13 protein-coding genes are annotated in these 14507 nt (G+C 67.6%); 10 read left to right on the forward strand and 3 right to left on the reverse strand.

Features of this window, described 5'->3' with window-relative positions; translation table 11 throughout:
• Positions 1–162 precede the first annotated feature (162 nt).
• Together EFK10_RS32750 and EFK10_RS32755 are read left to right on the forward strand one after the other, a co-directional pair.
• Complete coding sequence (locus EFK10_RS32750) at positions 163–516, forward strand: hypothetical protein (RefSeq protein ID WP_206305676.1); 354 nt, start codon at positions 163–165, stop codon at positions 514–516.
• A gap of 599 nt (positions 517–1115) precedes the next feature.
• Positions 1116–1439 carry a DUF4232 domain-containing protein gene (locus EFK10_RS32755; protein WP_265737583.1) on the forward strand — a complete coding sequence of 108 codons (324 nt, stop codon included), beginning with the start codon at positions 1116–1118 and terminating at the stop codon, positions 1437–1439.
• A gap of 409 nt (positions 1440–1848) precedes the next feature.
• Here the strand turns inward: EFK10_RS32755 and EFK10_RS32760 are convergent, their stop codons facing one another.
• The 3 genes from EFK10_RS32760 to EFK10_RS32770 are packed head-to-tail and all read right to left on the reverse strand — an operon-like array spanning position 1849 to position 5511.
• Positions 1849–2766: an ornithine cyclodeaminase family protein gene (locus EFK10_RS32760; protein ID WP_127359292.1), complete on the reverse strand. Its 918-nt coding sequence runs from the start codon at positions 2764–2766 to the stop codon at positions 1849–1851.
• Complete coding sequence (locus tag EFK10_RS32765; RefSeq protein WP_240677620.1) at positions 2763–3770, reverse strand: proline racemase family protein; 1008 nt, start codon at positions 3768–3770, stop codon at positions 2763–2765. Before EFK10_RS32765 ends, EFK10_RS32760 begins: the two co-directional genes overlap by 4 nt.
• Before the next feature lie 28 nt (positions 3771–3798).
• Positions 3799–5511 carry a CocE/NonD family hydrolase gene (locus EFK10_RS32770; protein WP_127359294.1) on the reverse strand — a complete coding sequence of 571 codons (1713 nt, stop codon included), beginning with the start codon at positions 5509–5511 and terminating at the stop codon, positions 3799–3801.
• Positions 5512–5702: 191 nt separating this feature from the next.
• Here EFK10_RS32770 and EFK10_RS32775 point away from each other — a divergent pair, with 191 nt between their 5' ends.
• From EFK10_RS32775 to EFK10_RS32810, 8 genes are all read left to right on the forward strand, one after another.
• Positions 5703–6422: a GntR family transcriptional regulator gene (locus EFK10_RS32775; RefSeq protein ID WP_127359295.1), complete on the forward strand. Its 720-nt coding sequence runs from the start codon at positions 5703–5705 to the stop codon at positions 6420–6422.
• A gap of 151 nt (positions 6423–6573) precedes the next feature.
• Entirely contained in the window at positions 6574–8325 is a 1752-nt protein-coding gene (locus EFK10_RS32780) for an ABC transporter family substrate-binding protein (protein ID WP_164836243.1), read from the forward strand.
• A gap of 134 nt (positions 8326–8459) precedes the next feature.
• A complete protein-coding gene (locus tag EFK10_RS32785; protein ID WP_127359297.1) occupies positions 8460–9437 on the forward strand; it encodes an ABC transporter permease in 978 nt (325 codons plus the stop codon).
• The gene (locus tag EFK10_RS32790) at positions 9430–10398 is read left to right on the forward strand and encodes an ABC transporter permease (RefSeq protein WP_127359298.1); all 969 of its coding nucleotides are present in this window, start codon (positions 9430–9432) and stop codon (positions 10396–10398) included. Before EFK10_RS32785 ends, EFK10_RS32790 begins: the two co-directional genes overlap by 8 nt.
• A complete protein-coding gene (locus EFK10_RS32795; RefSeq protein ID WP_127359299.1) occupies positions 10395–11462 on the forward strand; it encodes an ABC transporter ATP-binding protein in 1068 nt (355 codons plus the stop codon). Before EFK10_RS32790 ends, EFK10_RS32795 begins: the two co-directional genes overlap by 4 nt.
• Positions 11459–12532 (forward strand): ABC transporter ATP-binding protein, encoded by a 1074-nt coding sequence (locus EFK10_RS32800; RefSeq protein WP_240677621.1) that lies wholly within the window; start codon positions 11459–11461, stop codon positions 12530–12532. The genes EFK10_RS32795 and EFK10_RS32800 overlap by 4 nt, the downstream gene beginning before the upstream one ends.
• Positions 12533–12559: 27 nt before the next feature.
• Positions 12560–13612, forward strand: coding sequence for a dipeptidase (locus EFK10_RS32805; protein WP_265737581.1), 1053 nt, complete (start codon positions 12560–12562; stop codon positions 13610–13612).
• A 449-nt stretch (positions 13613–14061) separates the two neighbouring features.
• The gene (locus EFK10_RS32810) at positions 14062–14322 is read left to right on the forward strand and encodes a hypothetical protein (RefSeq protein WP_127359301.1); all 261 of its coding nucleotides are present in this window, start codon (positions 14062–14064) and stop codon (positions 14320–14322) included.
• Positions 14323–14507: the final 185 nt, after the last annotated feature.

Here is a 14507-nt window from a genome sequence, read left to right on the forward strand (position 1 = left end):
GCAGCCGCAGCTCCGCCGTCGCCCCCGGGTTGCACGATGACCCGCGTAGCCGCGATGGTCGCGCTGTCGACCGTCCCCAGGACGAGGACGCTTGCGCCGTTCTTCACGGCGCTCGCCGAGGCGCGGCGGGTTCCTTTCTCGTATTTCGTGGAGGACGCCTCGGTGACGGTCACCTCCACACCCGTTGCCGTCGCAAAGGTGAAGCCCGACGTGGACGTGGTGTCGACGATGCCGGTCGCACCCCCGGCGGCCGGCCCGGACACGGGCCCGCCGCCGGTGGGCGTTGCGGTCGGTGAGGACGTGGCTGTGGCCGAAAGGGACGACGCGGACGACGAGAAATCCGCCGCAGCGGACGTGCCGGCACCGGTGAGTCCAGCGACCGCACACGTCAGCCCGGCGGCCGTGATCCATCCACCCCTCTTCTTCGACAGCAACCGCCGTACGCTTGGCCGGCGTGCTCGCACGGCCATGGTTGCCGGGGCTGACCCAGCCGACGAGTGGCTTGTCGGGTCGTAGTCGTTCATGACGGCTCTCCTCATCGCTTGGACAACTACGCAGAGACTGTCGGCCGTTCCTATGAGGACTCCGTGGTTGACCTGTGATTACTCTGAGCCATCCGGTCCTTAAGAGTTCGCGGCTGCCGCCGTACGCATCTGGCGCCTCGTCAACAAGTCAGAGGACCAGGAGCACGACGAGCTCCCACCGGAATGCGGCCGGGCCCGCATCACACCTCTGGCACTTTTGCGATCCGGAACCCGTCCCGTCCGCCTACGCCTTGCGTCACGCTCTCGGCGGTCGCCGACAGAGTTTGTCGCACGGGAGCTCGTCGAGAACCAGGTTGACGATGAAGTCCTCGAACCGCGGCGGCTCATCATGCCCGTACCCAAGCCGTCACAGGTCGCGGCCGCCGAACAGCGCGCCGATCTTCGGCGGCGACATTCAAATTGAGGTTGAACACTGCTCGGGTCGTTACCGGTGAATCGACAGCTCGGCCCCGGTGAGTCGTTGTCCTGATCCGCCCCAGTTGAGGGCCATGATCTCGGCCATGATCGACACGGCCGTTTCTTCGGGAGGCACCCTCGCGAGACCCGCACCCTCGAATCCACAATATCCAGCTGGGCAAGGCGGCCAGCCGTACGTCCGGTGCGACATCGATCGTGACGCTGATACCGGATGCCCCCGCCTATGCCGACGTGCAGACCGTCAACGGCCAGGGCGGGTACTCGGCCGCACAGTGCGACCTCACCATGGTGCCGACCCTGCGGGTCTTCCCGCCGAATCAGACGGAGTCGGCGAACATTCCGTGGAACAAGCAGGAATGCGTCGGCTCCACCGTGCAGAACCTGCAGGTCGGCCCGGTGTACGGCAACAAGTACCGTCGGCCCTCGTTATCATCGATCTCCGGGACATGTACGCGCTCTGCCACGAGGACAGCATGACGTGTCCGCGCCGCCCGGACCGACACCCGGACGGCGCGTCACAACAGGGCGAACGTTGCCTGATGCGGCAAATGCGGCACTAGATCGTCACCGGCTCTCCTTCGCCGCCGCCCTGCGGGCAACACGCCGCAGCGTCACCACGCTCACCGGTTCTTTTTTCCCCTCACCACCTCGCTGCCGAACTGGCCAATCTCGCCCGTGAACTGGCCCAGGAACTCAATCCGCCACGTCGCCTGCGTGTGCTGACCCGCCAAGCGAAACGGAAGATGTCCCGCTTCCTCGCCTGGCACCCCGACCGGCCATAACCACCCAGGCCACGTCGACGCCCCGCTGAAACACTGCAGGTCGTCCCAGCTACAGCAGCCAAGCCCAACACCTGAGTCAACGGCATTGAGGTCAAAGATCAAGCTCAGGAAAGTAGCTCGTAGGCAAGCGCGGCCACCGCGAGGTCCTCCCAGCCTGTTCCGACTGACTTGAAGAGCGTGACCTGGGCGGGGTCGATGGTTACGCCCCGAACGAGTTCTGCCAGGTCGGCGATGATGACTGAAGGTGGCACGCCGTCCGCGAGCGCCATCACGAGGTCTCCCGCTTCGGCGAGCGCGGCATCCCGGGACTCGACCACGACTTGGCTCCGTGCCACGGTCGCGGTTTCCACTTCGCGTGCGGTGGGCTCGTGCGAGCCGACGACGTTGAGATGCACGCGGTCGCCGATCCAGTCGTCAGGCACGACCGGGCTGCGGGCGGTTGTGCACAGGCACAGGACGTGTGCCTGCGGCACGTCGTCGGCGCCGGCCGGATAGGCAGATATTCCTATCTCCACCAATGTCTTGATAAAGGTGTCTGTCGACTCCGGGGTCCGCCCAAGGACACCGACACGCTGGATGTCGCGCACGGCACGCATGGCGTGCACGTGGCCGAGCGCCTGCGGTCCGGTGCCGGCCACGACCAACTCGGTGGCGTCCGGCCGGGCGAGATGCCTGGTGGCGACTGCCGAGATCGCGGGTGTCCGCAGCGTGGTGAGCGCGGCGGCGTCGAACAATGCAAGCGGGGTCAGCGAGGCCGCGTCATGCAGGACGTAGGTGCCCTGGATGCGGGGAAGCCCCCGGGCGGGGTTACCCGGCGCGACGGTGATGAGTTTGATCCCCGCGTAGCGCGGGCTCTCGCTGGGCATGAGCAGGAACTCACCCGACTGCACCGGAACCGATGTGCGCAGCGGGTCCTGCCCTGGCCAGCCCGCGCGCAACGCGCTCTCCAGCGCGTCGATCGCTGCGGGGAGGGACACGAGGCCGGTAAGGGTCGGCAGGTCAACGTAGGGTGGGTGGGTCATCGCAGTGAGAAGCCTTCTCCAAGCGGGTCCCCGCTGTCGAGAATGAACCGGTGCTCACCGGTGCGGAAGGCACTCCCCTCGACCTCTGTGTAGTAGCCGGCCCGGCCCAGCGTGGTGGTCGTACCGAGAACGCGTCCGAGGAACCTCGTGCCCACCACACTGTCGTGGACCAGTTCGCTGTCGATCAGGCGGCCCTCGTCGGCGAGAAGAGCGAGACGGGCGGTGGTGCCGCTGCCGCACGGTGACCTGTCTACCTCTCCGTCTGCGAACACGGTGCAGCTGCGCTGGTGAGCGCCGCCCTTGGCCGGCCGGGGCAGGTCCTCGTAGAACGTCACGCCGTAGATGCCGGACAGGCGGGGATCCGCGGGGTGTTCGGCGGCCTGGCGGGAGTCGAGGGCGGATTTGATCTGGCGGCTCAATGCGATCAAGCGTGGCAGGTCGCCCGGGGTGACGGCTGCCCCGAGCCGGTCGGCGCGGACCGAGGCGTAGAACGCGCCGCCGTAGGCGATGTCGACCGTCGCGGGGCCGGCGTCGGTGTCCACGATCACACCTCGGGCGTGCACGAAGGCGGGCACGTTGCGGAAGCCTACCGACCGAGGCTTACCGCCGGTCAAGCGGACGATGGCGCCGACCCGGCCGGACGGCACATCGATCTGTATCGTCACCTCGCCGTCCGGCGGCGCGTCGACGCGTCCGGTCTCGACCGCCCAGGTACCGAGTGCGATGGTGCCGTGCCCGCACGCGGTGGAGTAGCCGTCCTTGTGGAAGAAGACCGCCCCGAACGACGCTCCGTCATCGTCGGGCGGGGTGACGAAGCAGCCGTACATGTCGGCGTGGCCGCGCGGCTCGTGGACCAGCAGCCGGCGGATTCGGTCGATCTCGGCGGACGCGGCGTTCTCCCGGCGGTCCAGCACGGTGGAACCGGTCAGGTCGGGCGCGCCGCCGGTGACGATCCGGAACGGCTCTCCGGCGGTGTGATAGTCGACGGTGCTGATCTCAAGCACGGGTCTCTCCTTGTGGTGGATCGCTGTTTCAGCCGGTCACATCGGCTGCGGGGATCACGGGCAGGATCAGCCGTGACGGGTGTCCGGCGCTGTGCCAGACGCTGTTCTCGGCGACCTTGCTCTCCACTCCGGTCGCCAGCGGCCCGCCGGTGTTCAGGTTGCGGTCGTACTTCGGGAAGGTGCTCGAGGAGATCTCCAGCCGGATTTGGTGGCCGGCGCGGAAGACCTGGGAGGTGCTCCACAGGTGCACCTCGAACTTGTACACCTCGCCGGGTCGCAGGAACCTTTCCTCGTCGAGCCCTTCGCGGAATCGTCCGCGCACGATGCCGTCATTCAGGCGCTGGCAGAAGCCGTCGGGGTGCACGTCCACGAGCTTGGCGGTGAAGTCGGTGTCCACCGCGTCGCTGGACGCGAACAGCTCCAGGCGGACCGGGCCGGTCACCTCCACATCGGTCTCCAGCACAGGGGTGGAGTAGACGAGAACGTCCGCGCGCTCTTCGATCGTGCGGTAGTCGTCGGGTCCGCCGATCTGGTGTGAGGTCGATGAGGTGATGTACGGCACCGGATCGGCGGGGTCGTAGCGGTAGGTGTCGGCAGGCTCGTCGGTGCCCGGCTGTTCCCAGGTCAGGACGCCGTCACCGAACCGGGTGTTCGCGCTGCCGCCGCTGGACAGGTAGAGCGAGGTCCACTTGGTGCGCGCGATCGGCCATTCGTCCTCGCTGCGCCACTGGTCCTCGCCCATGATGAACAGTTGGGCACGGGGGTCGGCGTGGGCGCCGTTGTCCAGGCCCTTGACGAAGTGGTCGAGGAAGCGCAATTCGTGGCCGTCGAGGTCGAAGTCCGCGCCGGGGCCGAAGTCGATGGGGCCGAGGGTCCGCTCCCGCCGCCGGGTGAGGCCGTGGTCCCAGGGCCCGACGACGAGCCGCTGGGCGCGCTGGGTCCGCTCGGTCGGCGCCTGCTTGGTCATCCGGGTGAAGTTGATGAACGTGGCCGGCTGCACGTCGTCGTACCAGCCGGTGACGTGCATGGTGGGGATGTCGACCTGGCCGAACCGGTGCTGGTAGTTCTTCGGACCCCAGTACTCGGTGTCCGATGGCGAGTGGGACAGATCGTCTCGCCAGTGCTTGCTGTGGAACCCCGCGTGCTCGTCCAGGCTGAGCAGCGGCAGGTGATCGTAGACCGCGTCCCAGTCGATCCCCTCGACGTACTGCAAGGAACGGCCGTCTATCAGCCGGAACCAGCAGACCTCCATCGGCAGGTGCACGCCGGTCGGCCACTCCACGAAGGGGTCGGACGGTGGCACGTAGACGATCATCGCCTTCAGGCTCGGCGGCTGCTCGACCGCGGTCAGCCACTGCACGTAGCCGAGGTAGGACTGCCCCCAGGTGACGACCTGGCCGTCGCACCAGGGCTGCTTGGCGGCCCACTCGATGGTGTCGTAGCCGTCGAGCGGCTCGTCGCGGTGTGGCCGGAAGTCCCCCTCCGAGTCGCCGCGTCCCCGTACGTCCATCCAGAGGAAGGCATATCCGCGCCGCGCCCACCACATGGCTTTGCGGTAGGAGAATTCGGTGTTCTTGCCGTACGGCGTGCGGGCGACGATGACCGGCACGGGAGCGTCGGTGTCGGGCCGGTACAGGTCGGCAACGAGCACCACGCTGTCACGCATGGCCACCGGGATGTTGAGTTCTTGCCGCACGTTGATTGCGGCGTTCTTGGCGTTTTCCGCGCTTGACGAGGTCATTTGCTGCTTGTCCTTCAGCGTTCGGTCAGCGGGCTGTGGAGCACATTCGGTCAGCAGGTCGGGGCGGTGTGACGGAGGCTCAGCGATCTGCTCTGGCGTTCTCCCCCTTGTACTGCGCCTCGACAGAGTAGTACCTTACACCTCATGCATCACACCTTAACTACAGAATCGCGCGGCCCCGGCGGGCAGGCGTGACGGCCGCGAGCGGGCTCGGCGATGGCGCCGAGCGCGGGCAGGGAGAGCTTGGTGTTCTCGCGCGGACCAGCTTGCGAGACGAAGCGGCCAGGCTGATTCGGGCCCGGATCATCACCGGCGCACTGGTCGCCGGCGAGCTCCACTCGATCGGCAGCATCGCGGCTCAGCTGGGTGTCTCCGTGACCCCGGTGCGTGAGGCGGTCCTCGACCTCGCCAAGGAAGAGCTCGTTGACGTCGTGCGCAACCGCGGGTTCCGGGTCCGCACCCTCAGCGAGGACGACCTGGACGCGGTGGTCCGCATCCGCTCGATGCTTGAGGTTGCGGCCGTGCGGGACCTCGCGGCCATCCGGCCGACCCAGGACCTGTCGGATTTGCGGGCGCTGGCCAAGGAGACCGAACAGAAAGCGGTGAGCGGAGACATGGTCGCTTTCATCGCTCATGACCACGACCTGCATCTGGGCCTGCTAGCGAGGACGGGCAACCGCTACCTCGTGGAGATCGTGGGTCGCCTGCGCAACCAGACCCGGTTGCACGGCCTGCAGCAGATGATCGGATCGCCGGATCTGATCGACTCCGCGCGAGAGCACGAACTGCTGCTGGACGCCATCGAAGCCGGTGACGTCGACAGGGCCGAGCGCCTGATGGCCCAGCACATCAGGCATGCCCGTGGCGTGTGGGCCGGACTGGCCGACGGCACGGGTTCCGATTCCGGCTGACCTCATCACGGAGATTCCGGCTTCGCCCGGACCTCCCCGAAAGATCCATTCCCCCCAAACCCCCGGTTTGCAGCAGGCCCTCCCGGGCCCGAAGATCGACGAAGGACAAGCGATGAGAGAAGGTCGGAAACGTCCGGCAAGAGCCCTCGGCATGGTGGTCAGCGCGCTCGCGCTCAGCCTTGCCATGGCGGCATGCTCCGGTGCCCCCGCCGGCACCGGCGGTGCTGACACGGGTGCTGCCAAGCAGATCCAGGGCGACGCGAACACGGTCAACAACGGTCCGGTCAAGTCAGGTGGGAACCTCACCTACGTCCTGGAGAAGAACGTCGCCAGCTGGAACCCGCTGACGCCCATCGGAAGCACGGTGGAGTCAATGGAAGCGGTCGCGGGCGTCATGCCCAGCGTCTACGTTCCCCAGCCGGACATGCAGACCGTGAAGCTCAACACCAACCTGGTGCTGAGCGCCAAGCAGACGTCGACGAGCCCGCAGACCATCGTCTACAAGATCAACCCCAAGGCGGTCTGGTCGGACAAGACACCGATCAGCGCGGACGACTTCAGCTACCTGTGGAAGACCCAGAACGCCAAGGACTGCCCCAAGTGCCAGGTGGCGTCGACCACCGGCTACGACCAGATCGCCTCTGTCAGCGGATCCGACGGCGGCAAGACCGCGACCGTGGTGTTCAAGAAGCCTTTCGCGGCCTGGCAGACGCTGTTCTCCTTCCTGCTCCCGTCGCACATCGCGGCCACCTACGGTGACATCAAGACCGCGGCGGGGCTGGCGACCAGCTTCAACCACGGGTTCGCCGACAAGCCGCCGACCTGGTCCGGCGGGCCGTTCACCATCAAGCAGTTCCAGCCCAGCCAGGCCGTCATCGAGGCCAAGAACGCCAGTTGGTACGGCAGCGGCCCGAATCTGGACCAGGTGACCTTCCGCATCATCACCGACACCACGCAGGAGGTCCCGGCGCTGCAGAACCATGAGGTTCAGGCCATCGCCCCCGCGCCCCAGGTAGACCTGCTCAACCAGCTCAAGCAGCTCCAGGGCGTGAACTACCAGGTCGGGACCACCTACTTCTGGGAGCACTTCGAGTTCAACCTGAACAACCCGTTCCTCGGGCAGAACCCGGCCGGCGACGCGCTGCGCCAGTCGATGTTCACCGCGGTCGACACCCAGGGCATCATCGACAGGACCGTCGGCCAGATCAGTCCTGGCATCAAGCCGCTGAACAACCACTTCTTCATGCCCCAACAGCAGGGCTACCAGGACAACGTCGGCTCGCTCGGCTTCGGCAAGGCCGACGTCGCCAAGGCCAAGCAGATCCTGCAGACCGCGGGCTACACCGGCATCGGCACCAAGCTGGTCGCCCCGGACGGCAAGCCGGTGCCCGCGCTGCGCTTCGTCTACACGGCGGGCAACCAGCTGCGCCAGACCGAGGGCACGCTGTTCGCCTCGTACGTCAAGCCGCTCGGCATCACCGTCAACGTCGAGCCGACAGACAATCTGGGCGCCAGCCAGGTCCACCAGGACTCGCACTACGACTACGACATCATCGTGTTCGCCTGGGTCGGCTCTGCGTTCCCGGCGGCGATCAACGCTCCGGTCTACCTGTCGTGCCCGAAGGGCGTGACCTACTGCAGCAATAACATCGCCAACTACCGCAACGCCAACGTGGACAAGTTGCTGAAGGACTCAGTCACCAACCTGGACCCGACGGCGGTGGCGGCCGATCTCAACAAGGCGGACAAGCAGATCTCCTCGGACGCCGTCTCGCTGCCGCTCTACCAGCGGCCCGGCCTGCTCGCCTACGACAGCAAGTACGGCGGCATCCGCAACAACGCCAACTACATCGGCCCGACGTACAACATCGCCGACTGGGGCTTGCTCGAGTCCGGCAGCTAGCCTCCCGCCCCGAAACGTCCGAGTCGCGGTCCGTACGGCCCGCCCGCATCCCCACCCAGGGGTGCGGCCGGGCCAGGACCGCGACGGTGACCCCAAGCCGCCCCCGTCGCCGACGGTGGGAAGGAGACCACACAATGTTCGCCTACGCCGTTCGGCGCCTGATCATCTCGATTCCGGTGCTGCTGACCTCCACCTTCCTGGTGTTCCTCATGGTGTCGCTGTCCGGCGACCCGCTCGCCGACCTGCGCGCGCGACAACCTCCCCCGCCGGAGTCCGTGCTCCGCGCCCAGGCCCACGAGCTCCGGCTGGACCAGCCGATGCTGGAACGCTACTGGCACTGGATCAGCGGAATCCCGCGCGGCGACTTCGGTCCCTCGGTACAGAACATCAACATCGGGCACGAGCTCTGGATCCGCTTCGGGGTGACGATGCGGCTGGTGCTGCTCGCCGTCCTGCTCGCCGCCATCATCGCGGGCGTCGTCGGCGTCGTGAGCGCGGCCAAGCAGTACTCGCCGACCGACTACGCCCTGACCGGACTGGGTTTCCTGTTCCTCGCGATGCCGGTCTTCTGGTTCGCGATCCTGCTCAAGCAACTCGCGGTGAACATCAACCTGCAGACCGGTCACACCATCTTCTACACGATCGGCGACAGGTCGATCGAGACCACCGGGGGGTTGGCGGCACAGATCGGCGACATCGCCGGGCATCTCATCCTGCCCACCATCGTGCTGGCGATCACCTCGTTCGCCTCATGGAGCCGGTTCAACCGCGCGTCCATGCTCGAAGTGCTCAGCAGCGACTACGTCCTGCTGGCCAGGGCGAAGGGCCTGCCCCGACGGCAGGTGCTGGTGCGCCATGCGCTGCGCACCGCGCTCGCGCCCATGGTGACCGTGATGTCGATGGACTTCGCCGCCTTCTTCTCCGGCGCGATCGTGACCGAGACCGTGTTCCAGTGGCACGGCATGGGGGACCTCCTGCTTACCTCCATCCAGCTCCGTGACGTCTATCCGGTACTGGCCTGGCTGCTCATCGCGGGTAGTGCGGTGATCCTGATGAACCTGATAGCCGACCTGCTCTACGCCCTACTCGACCCGAGGATCCGCTATGCCTAGCTCTCAGCCGCAGGAGGATCACGGGCCACGCGCAGTGCGGGTGGCGCCGACCACAGGCCCCTCCCAAGGGCCCGCACGCCCGGACCGCGAGTTCACCGTCGAGGCACGTTCGCAAAGCCGCCTGATCCTGCGCCGCTTCCTGCGGCACAAGCTCGCGGTTGCCAGCCTGGTGGTCTTCATCGCGGTGGTGCTGTTCGCCTTCGCCGGCGGGGCGGTCTGGCACTACTCCTACGACCAGCTGACACCGGACATCTCGGTGCCACCTTCCCTCCGGCATCCTTTCGGCACCGACTCGACCGGTATCGACCTGATGGCCATGGTGATGAGAGGGACCCAACGGTCGCTGGAGATCGCGCTGTTCGTGGCCCTCACCGCGACCTGCGTCGGCACCGTCTACGGGGCGATAGCCGGCTACTACCGGGGTGTGTACGACACGCTCATGATGCGGTTCGTGGACCTGGTCCTCACCTTCCCGACCATCGCGGTCGCCGCCATCCTCGGATCCCAGGTGGGTACGTCCGCCGGCAGCTGGTTCTTCATCGGGATCATTCTCGCGGCGCTCACCTGGCCGATCGTCGCCCGGGTCGTCCGAGGCTCGGTCCTGTCCCTGCGGGAGAAGGAGTTCATCGAGGCTGCTCGCGCGCTCGGGGCGCGGGACCGGCGGATCATCTTCGGTCACCTCGTGCCCAATGTGATGGGCCCGGTCATCGTGAGCGTCACCATCCTCGTCGCGACGGCGATCCTGTCCGAGACCGGCCTGTCCTTCATCGGATTCGGGGTGCGGCCGCCGGACACCTCCCTCGGCCTGCTGGTGAGCCAGGCGCAGACCGCTGTGTCCACCCGGCCCTGGCTGTTCTACTTTCCGGGAGCCTTCATCATCCTCATCGTCCTCAGCATCAACTTCATCGGCGACGGCCTGCGGGACGCGTTCGACCCGACCACGACGAGGGTGCGCTCATGACCACTGAGTTGACCGCCGGGACACCGGCCGCGGACGAGAGTGCGGACGTGCTGGTCGTCGAGGACCTGACGGTGAGCTTTCCCACCGACGACGGGCCTGTCCAGGCCGTCCGCGGGGTGAGCTACCGCCTTCGAGAGCGCGAGATCCTCGGCATCGTCGGCGAGTCGGGGTCCGGCAAGTCGGTGACGTCGATGGCCATCATGGGTCTGCTGCCCCGGTCGGCACGGATCACCGGCTCGATCCGGTTCCGCGGACAGGAGCTTGTCGGCCTCCGGGAGAGCGGGCTCAACAAACTCCGCGGCAGCAAGATCGCTATGATCTTCCAGGACCCCATGACCTCGCTGAACCCGGTCTACACGATCGGTTACCAGCTGGCCGAGACCATACTGGCCCACAACAACGTGTCGAAGGCACAGGCCCGTAAGCGGTCGGTGGAGTTGCTCGACGCCGTCGGCATCCCCAACCCGGGTCAGCGGGTGGACAGCTACCCGCACGAGCTGTCCGGCGGGGTGCGGCAGCGGGTCGTCATCGCCATCGCCATGGCCAACAGGCCCGACGTGATCATCGCTGACGAGCCCACCACCGCGCTCGACGTGACGGTGCAGTCCCAGGTACTCGACGCGCTGCGGACCGCGCAGCAGGAGACCGGCGCGGCCATGGTCCTCATCACGCACGACCTCGGTGTCGTCGCCGGGCAGGCCGACCGGGTCCTCGTGATGTACGCGGGCAAGCCGGTGGAGATCGGCGACGTGGAGGACATCTACTACCGGCCGCGCATGCCCTACACCATGGGCCTCCTGGGCAGCGTGCCACGCCTGGACGCCGGCAGGTCGCGGCGGCTGCTGCCGATCCTCGGCTCACCGCCGTCTCTGCTCAACCTTCCCGCCGGATGCCCCTTCACCCCCCGGTGCCCGATGGCCAGGGACAGGTGCGAAACCGAGGAGCCCGCTCTCACGGACGCCACCTCGCGGCGGCACCGCGCCGCCTGTCACTTCTCCGAAGAGCTGGCCGACGTGCGGCCGCACGACCTGTTCGCACCCACCGCCGAAGGAGACCTCCCGTGACGGCCCTTGATCACAACGCGGCCATCCCGAACGCCGTGCCGTCCGGGCCGACCGGCCCCACCAAGCCGATCTTGTCGGTACGGGACCTGGTGGTGCACTTCCCGGTGCGCGGCCGGGGCCTGCTGGGCCGGACGAAGGGCACCGTGCACGCCGTGTGCGACGTCTCGTTCGAGATCTACCCCGGCGAGACGCTGGGCCTGGTCGGCGAGTCCGGCTGCGGAAAGTCGACCACCAGCCGCGCCGTCCTCGGGTTGCGCCGTGCCACCTCGGGTCAGGTCGTCTTCGAAGAGCAGGACATCGCGGAACTGTCCGCTAACCGGCTGCGGCGGCTGCGCCGGCAGATGCAGATCGTATTCCAGGACCCGATGGCCTCGCTGGACCCCCGACTCACGGTCCACGAGATAATCGCCGAGCCGCTGCGCATCCACCGGCTGCACGCCGCCGACCGGGCACGGTACGTCGCCGACCTCATGCAGACGGTCGGGCTCAACTCCGAGCACGGCAACCGGTACCCGCACGAGTTCTCCGGCGGGCAGCGGCAGCGCATCGGCATCGCCCGCGCTCTCGCCCTCGAACCGAAGCTCCTCGTCCTCGACGAACCGGTGTCCGCGCTCGACGTGTCCATCCAGGCCGGCGTGGTCAACCTGCTCGAAGACCTACAGCGCCGGCTCGGGCTCGCCTACCTGTTCGTGGCACACGACCTGTCCGTGGTGCGTCACGTCGCGGACCGGGTCGCGGTCATGTACCTCGGGCGGATCGTCGAGACCGGCAAGAGCGAGGAGTTGTTCGCCAATCCGGCGCACCCGTACACACAGGCGCTCATCTCGGCCATCCCGATCCCGGATCCCCGCAAGGAAAGGGCACGCCGGCGAATCGTCGTGAGCGGGGAGATGCCGAGTCCGACGGACCCGCCGTCCGGGTGCCGGTTCCGGACCCGCTGCCCGCTGTTCGCCAACCGGCTTGACGACTCCGAGCGGACCCGCTGCCAGCAGGAGGTGCCGGAACTCGCCGAACGCGGCCAGGGCCATCCGGTGGCGTGTCACTTCGCCGAAGCCGTCCCGGTCCTGTGAGTCATCCCCGAAGGAAGTGAGGTCACCGTGGACACCAGGGACGACTGGCGCGCGCTACACCGGGATGCCGTGGTCGCCGACACACACAACGATCTGCTCATGGCCGTGGTCGCTCGGCCGGTGCCGCGATGGGGGTCCTACTTCCGTGAACGCTGGCTGCCGCAACTGCGAGCGGGCGGTGTGGATCTCCAGGTGCTGCCGGTGTTCATCGGCGACGAGTACCGGCCTGAGGGCGCGCTTCGTCAGACGCTGCGAATGATCGAGGCCGCCCATCGGCTGGCCGGCGAGAACCAGGACTCCGTCGCATTGTGCCGGGACGGTGCCGAGGTGGACGCAGCCCTGGCCGCCGGCCGGATCGCGCTCGTCCTGGCGCTGGAAAGTGCTCCGGGAGTAAGTGACAACATCGAACTGCTGGAGACGATGCACCGGCTCGGGGTTCGGGTCGCCTCCCTCGCGCACCTCGGCCGTGCGGCCCTCGCCGATGGCAGCGCCGAAGACGGCACCCGCAGCCGGCTCACCCGGGCTGGGGTCGAGGCCGTCGGCGAGATGGAACGCATGGGTATGACTTTCGACGTCAGCCATCTCGGGGCGGCCGGCGTCGAGCACGTTCTGGAGATCTCGACCCGACCGGTGCTGGCCACCCACTCCTCCGCCCGTGCGCTGCGCGACCACCACCGGAATCTCACCGATGACCAGATCGCCGGCATCTCCCGGCTCGGCGGTGTGGTCTGCGTCAACTTCTTCGCGCCGTACCTGCATGAGACCGATCACACCCTGGACCGTCTCGTCGACCACCTCGAGCATGTGGCCGCCGTCGCCGGCGTCGACCACGTCGGTCTCGGCCCTGACTTCATCCAGGAGGTATTCGCCGACACGACCCCGCCCTGCTGCGAGCTCGACGCCTACGGCCCAATCACCTACCTTCCCGGTCTGGAGGGCCCGTCGGGGCTACCCCTGGTCACCGAGGCGCTCATCCGCCGCGGTTGGCCGGCCGAGGACATAGTGAAGGTGCTCGGTGCCAACGTGGTACGGCTGTTCCGCAACGAACTTGGCCGTGCGGTAGACACCTCACGGCGCTAACTCGTCAAGCGGCGGCTGCGAGATCGCTCCTTGACTCGTTGTGTGTTTCAGCTTCCGCAGCGGACGTCGGTCTCCGGAGCGATGACGTCCGGAATTCTTCGGTCAGTCCGTAGTCGATGTCCCCCGTCCGGGCGGCCGCGAGGACACGGCGATGGGTGAGATCGAGGCGGGCATCGACGTACACGGTCTGCGTGGCCAGGCGCTCTGTACAGGCTTGCCCGCCGTTCGCGCTCTGGTCGTGCGCGTCGGGGCACTCGTTCGAGGGAACAGCGGGTCGTTGCTCGGGCGGGTACTGCTGTCGCGGATATCGTCCTGCCCGGCCGGCCGCGTACTGCCGCTCGCGGGGTCAAGGTCTTTCGAAGCCCGCGCTCCCAGCTCTCCGTTCCGTCGTGTCAGCGGCAGTCGTACGAGCCGGTCGGGGGCGTGGCCCGGCTGGCAGGGGATACGTCATGCCGAAGTACCCGTCCACGGCCGCCCAGGCCGCCCGCAGTGACACCGCTGACAAGCGGGACGCCCCGGTGACCAGCACCTCGTACACGGACACCACGGCCGTCGCGGGCACCGCGTACACCTACACCGTGTACGCCGAGGACACCTCCGGTAACTCTTCCAACGCCGCGGACACCGCCACCGCGACCGTCCCGGTCACCGCCAACACGCCGGCCGCCCCGACCGCGCTCACCACCACCGGCAAGGTCTACCTGTCCTGAGCGGGCTACATGGTCTACCCCTCGGCCGGCTCCGGCACCGAGGGCACCTACCCGGTCGCCGCCTGACGTGGACGTCCGGAAGGGACATGTAGGCAACCCGCACCCCCAATCCGGCGCCGGCCAGGTCCCCCGTCCTGGCCGGCGCCTTCTTCATACGACCTGAGACAACGCCGCGTCCCACACCA

The sequence above is a fragment of the Streptomyces soli genome (genome assembly GCF_003999195.1).
Taxonomy (GTDB): Bacteria; Actinomycetota; Actinomycetes; order Streptomycetales; family Streptomycetaceae; genus Actinacidiphila; species Actinacidiphila soli.

Excerpts from the sequence above, each read along its gene's own strand:
- EFK10_RS32760 (WP_127359292.1), bottom strand. The coding sequence starts at position 2,766 with ATGACCCACCCACCCTACGTTGACCTGCCGACCCTTACCGGCCTCGTG.
- EFK10_RS32770 (WP_127359294.1), bottom strand. The coding sequence starts at position 5,511 with ATGACCTCGTCAAGCGCGGAAAACGCCAAGAACGCCGCAATCAACGTG.
- EFK10_RS32780 (WP_164836243.1), top strand. The coding sequence starts at position 6,574 with ATGGTGGTCAGCGCGCTCGCGCTCAGCCTTGCCATGGCGGCATGCTCC.
- EFK10_RS32785 (WP_127359297.1), top strand. The coding sequence starts at position 8,460 with ATGTTCGCCTACGCCGTTCGGCGCCTGATCATCTCGATTCCGGTGCTG.
- EFK10_RS32790 (WP_127359298.1), top strand. The coding sequence starts at position 9,430 with ATGCCTAGCTCTCAGCCGCAGGAGGATCACGGGCCACGCGCAGTGCGG.
- EFK10_RS32795 (WP_127359299.1), top strand. The coding sequence starts at position 10,395 with ATGACCACTGAGTTGACCGCCGGGACACCGGCCGCGGACGAGAGTGCG.
- EFK10_RS32810 (WP_127359301.1), top strand. The coding sequence starts at position 14,062 with ATGCCGAAGTACCCGTCCACGGCCGCCCAGGCCGCCCGCAGTGACACC.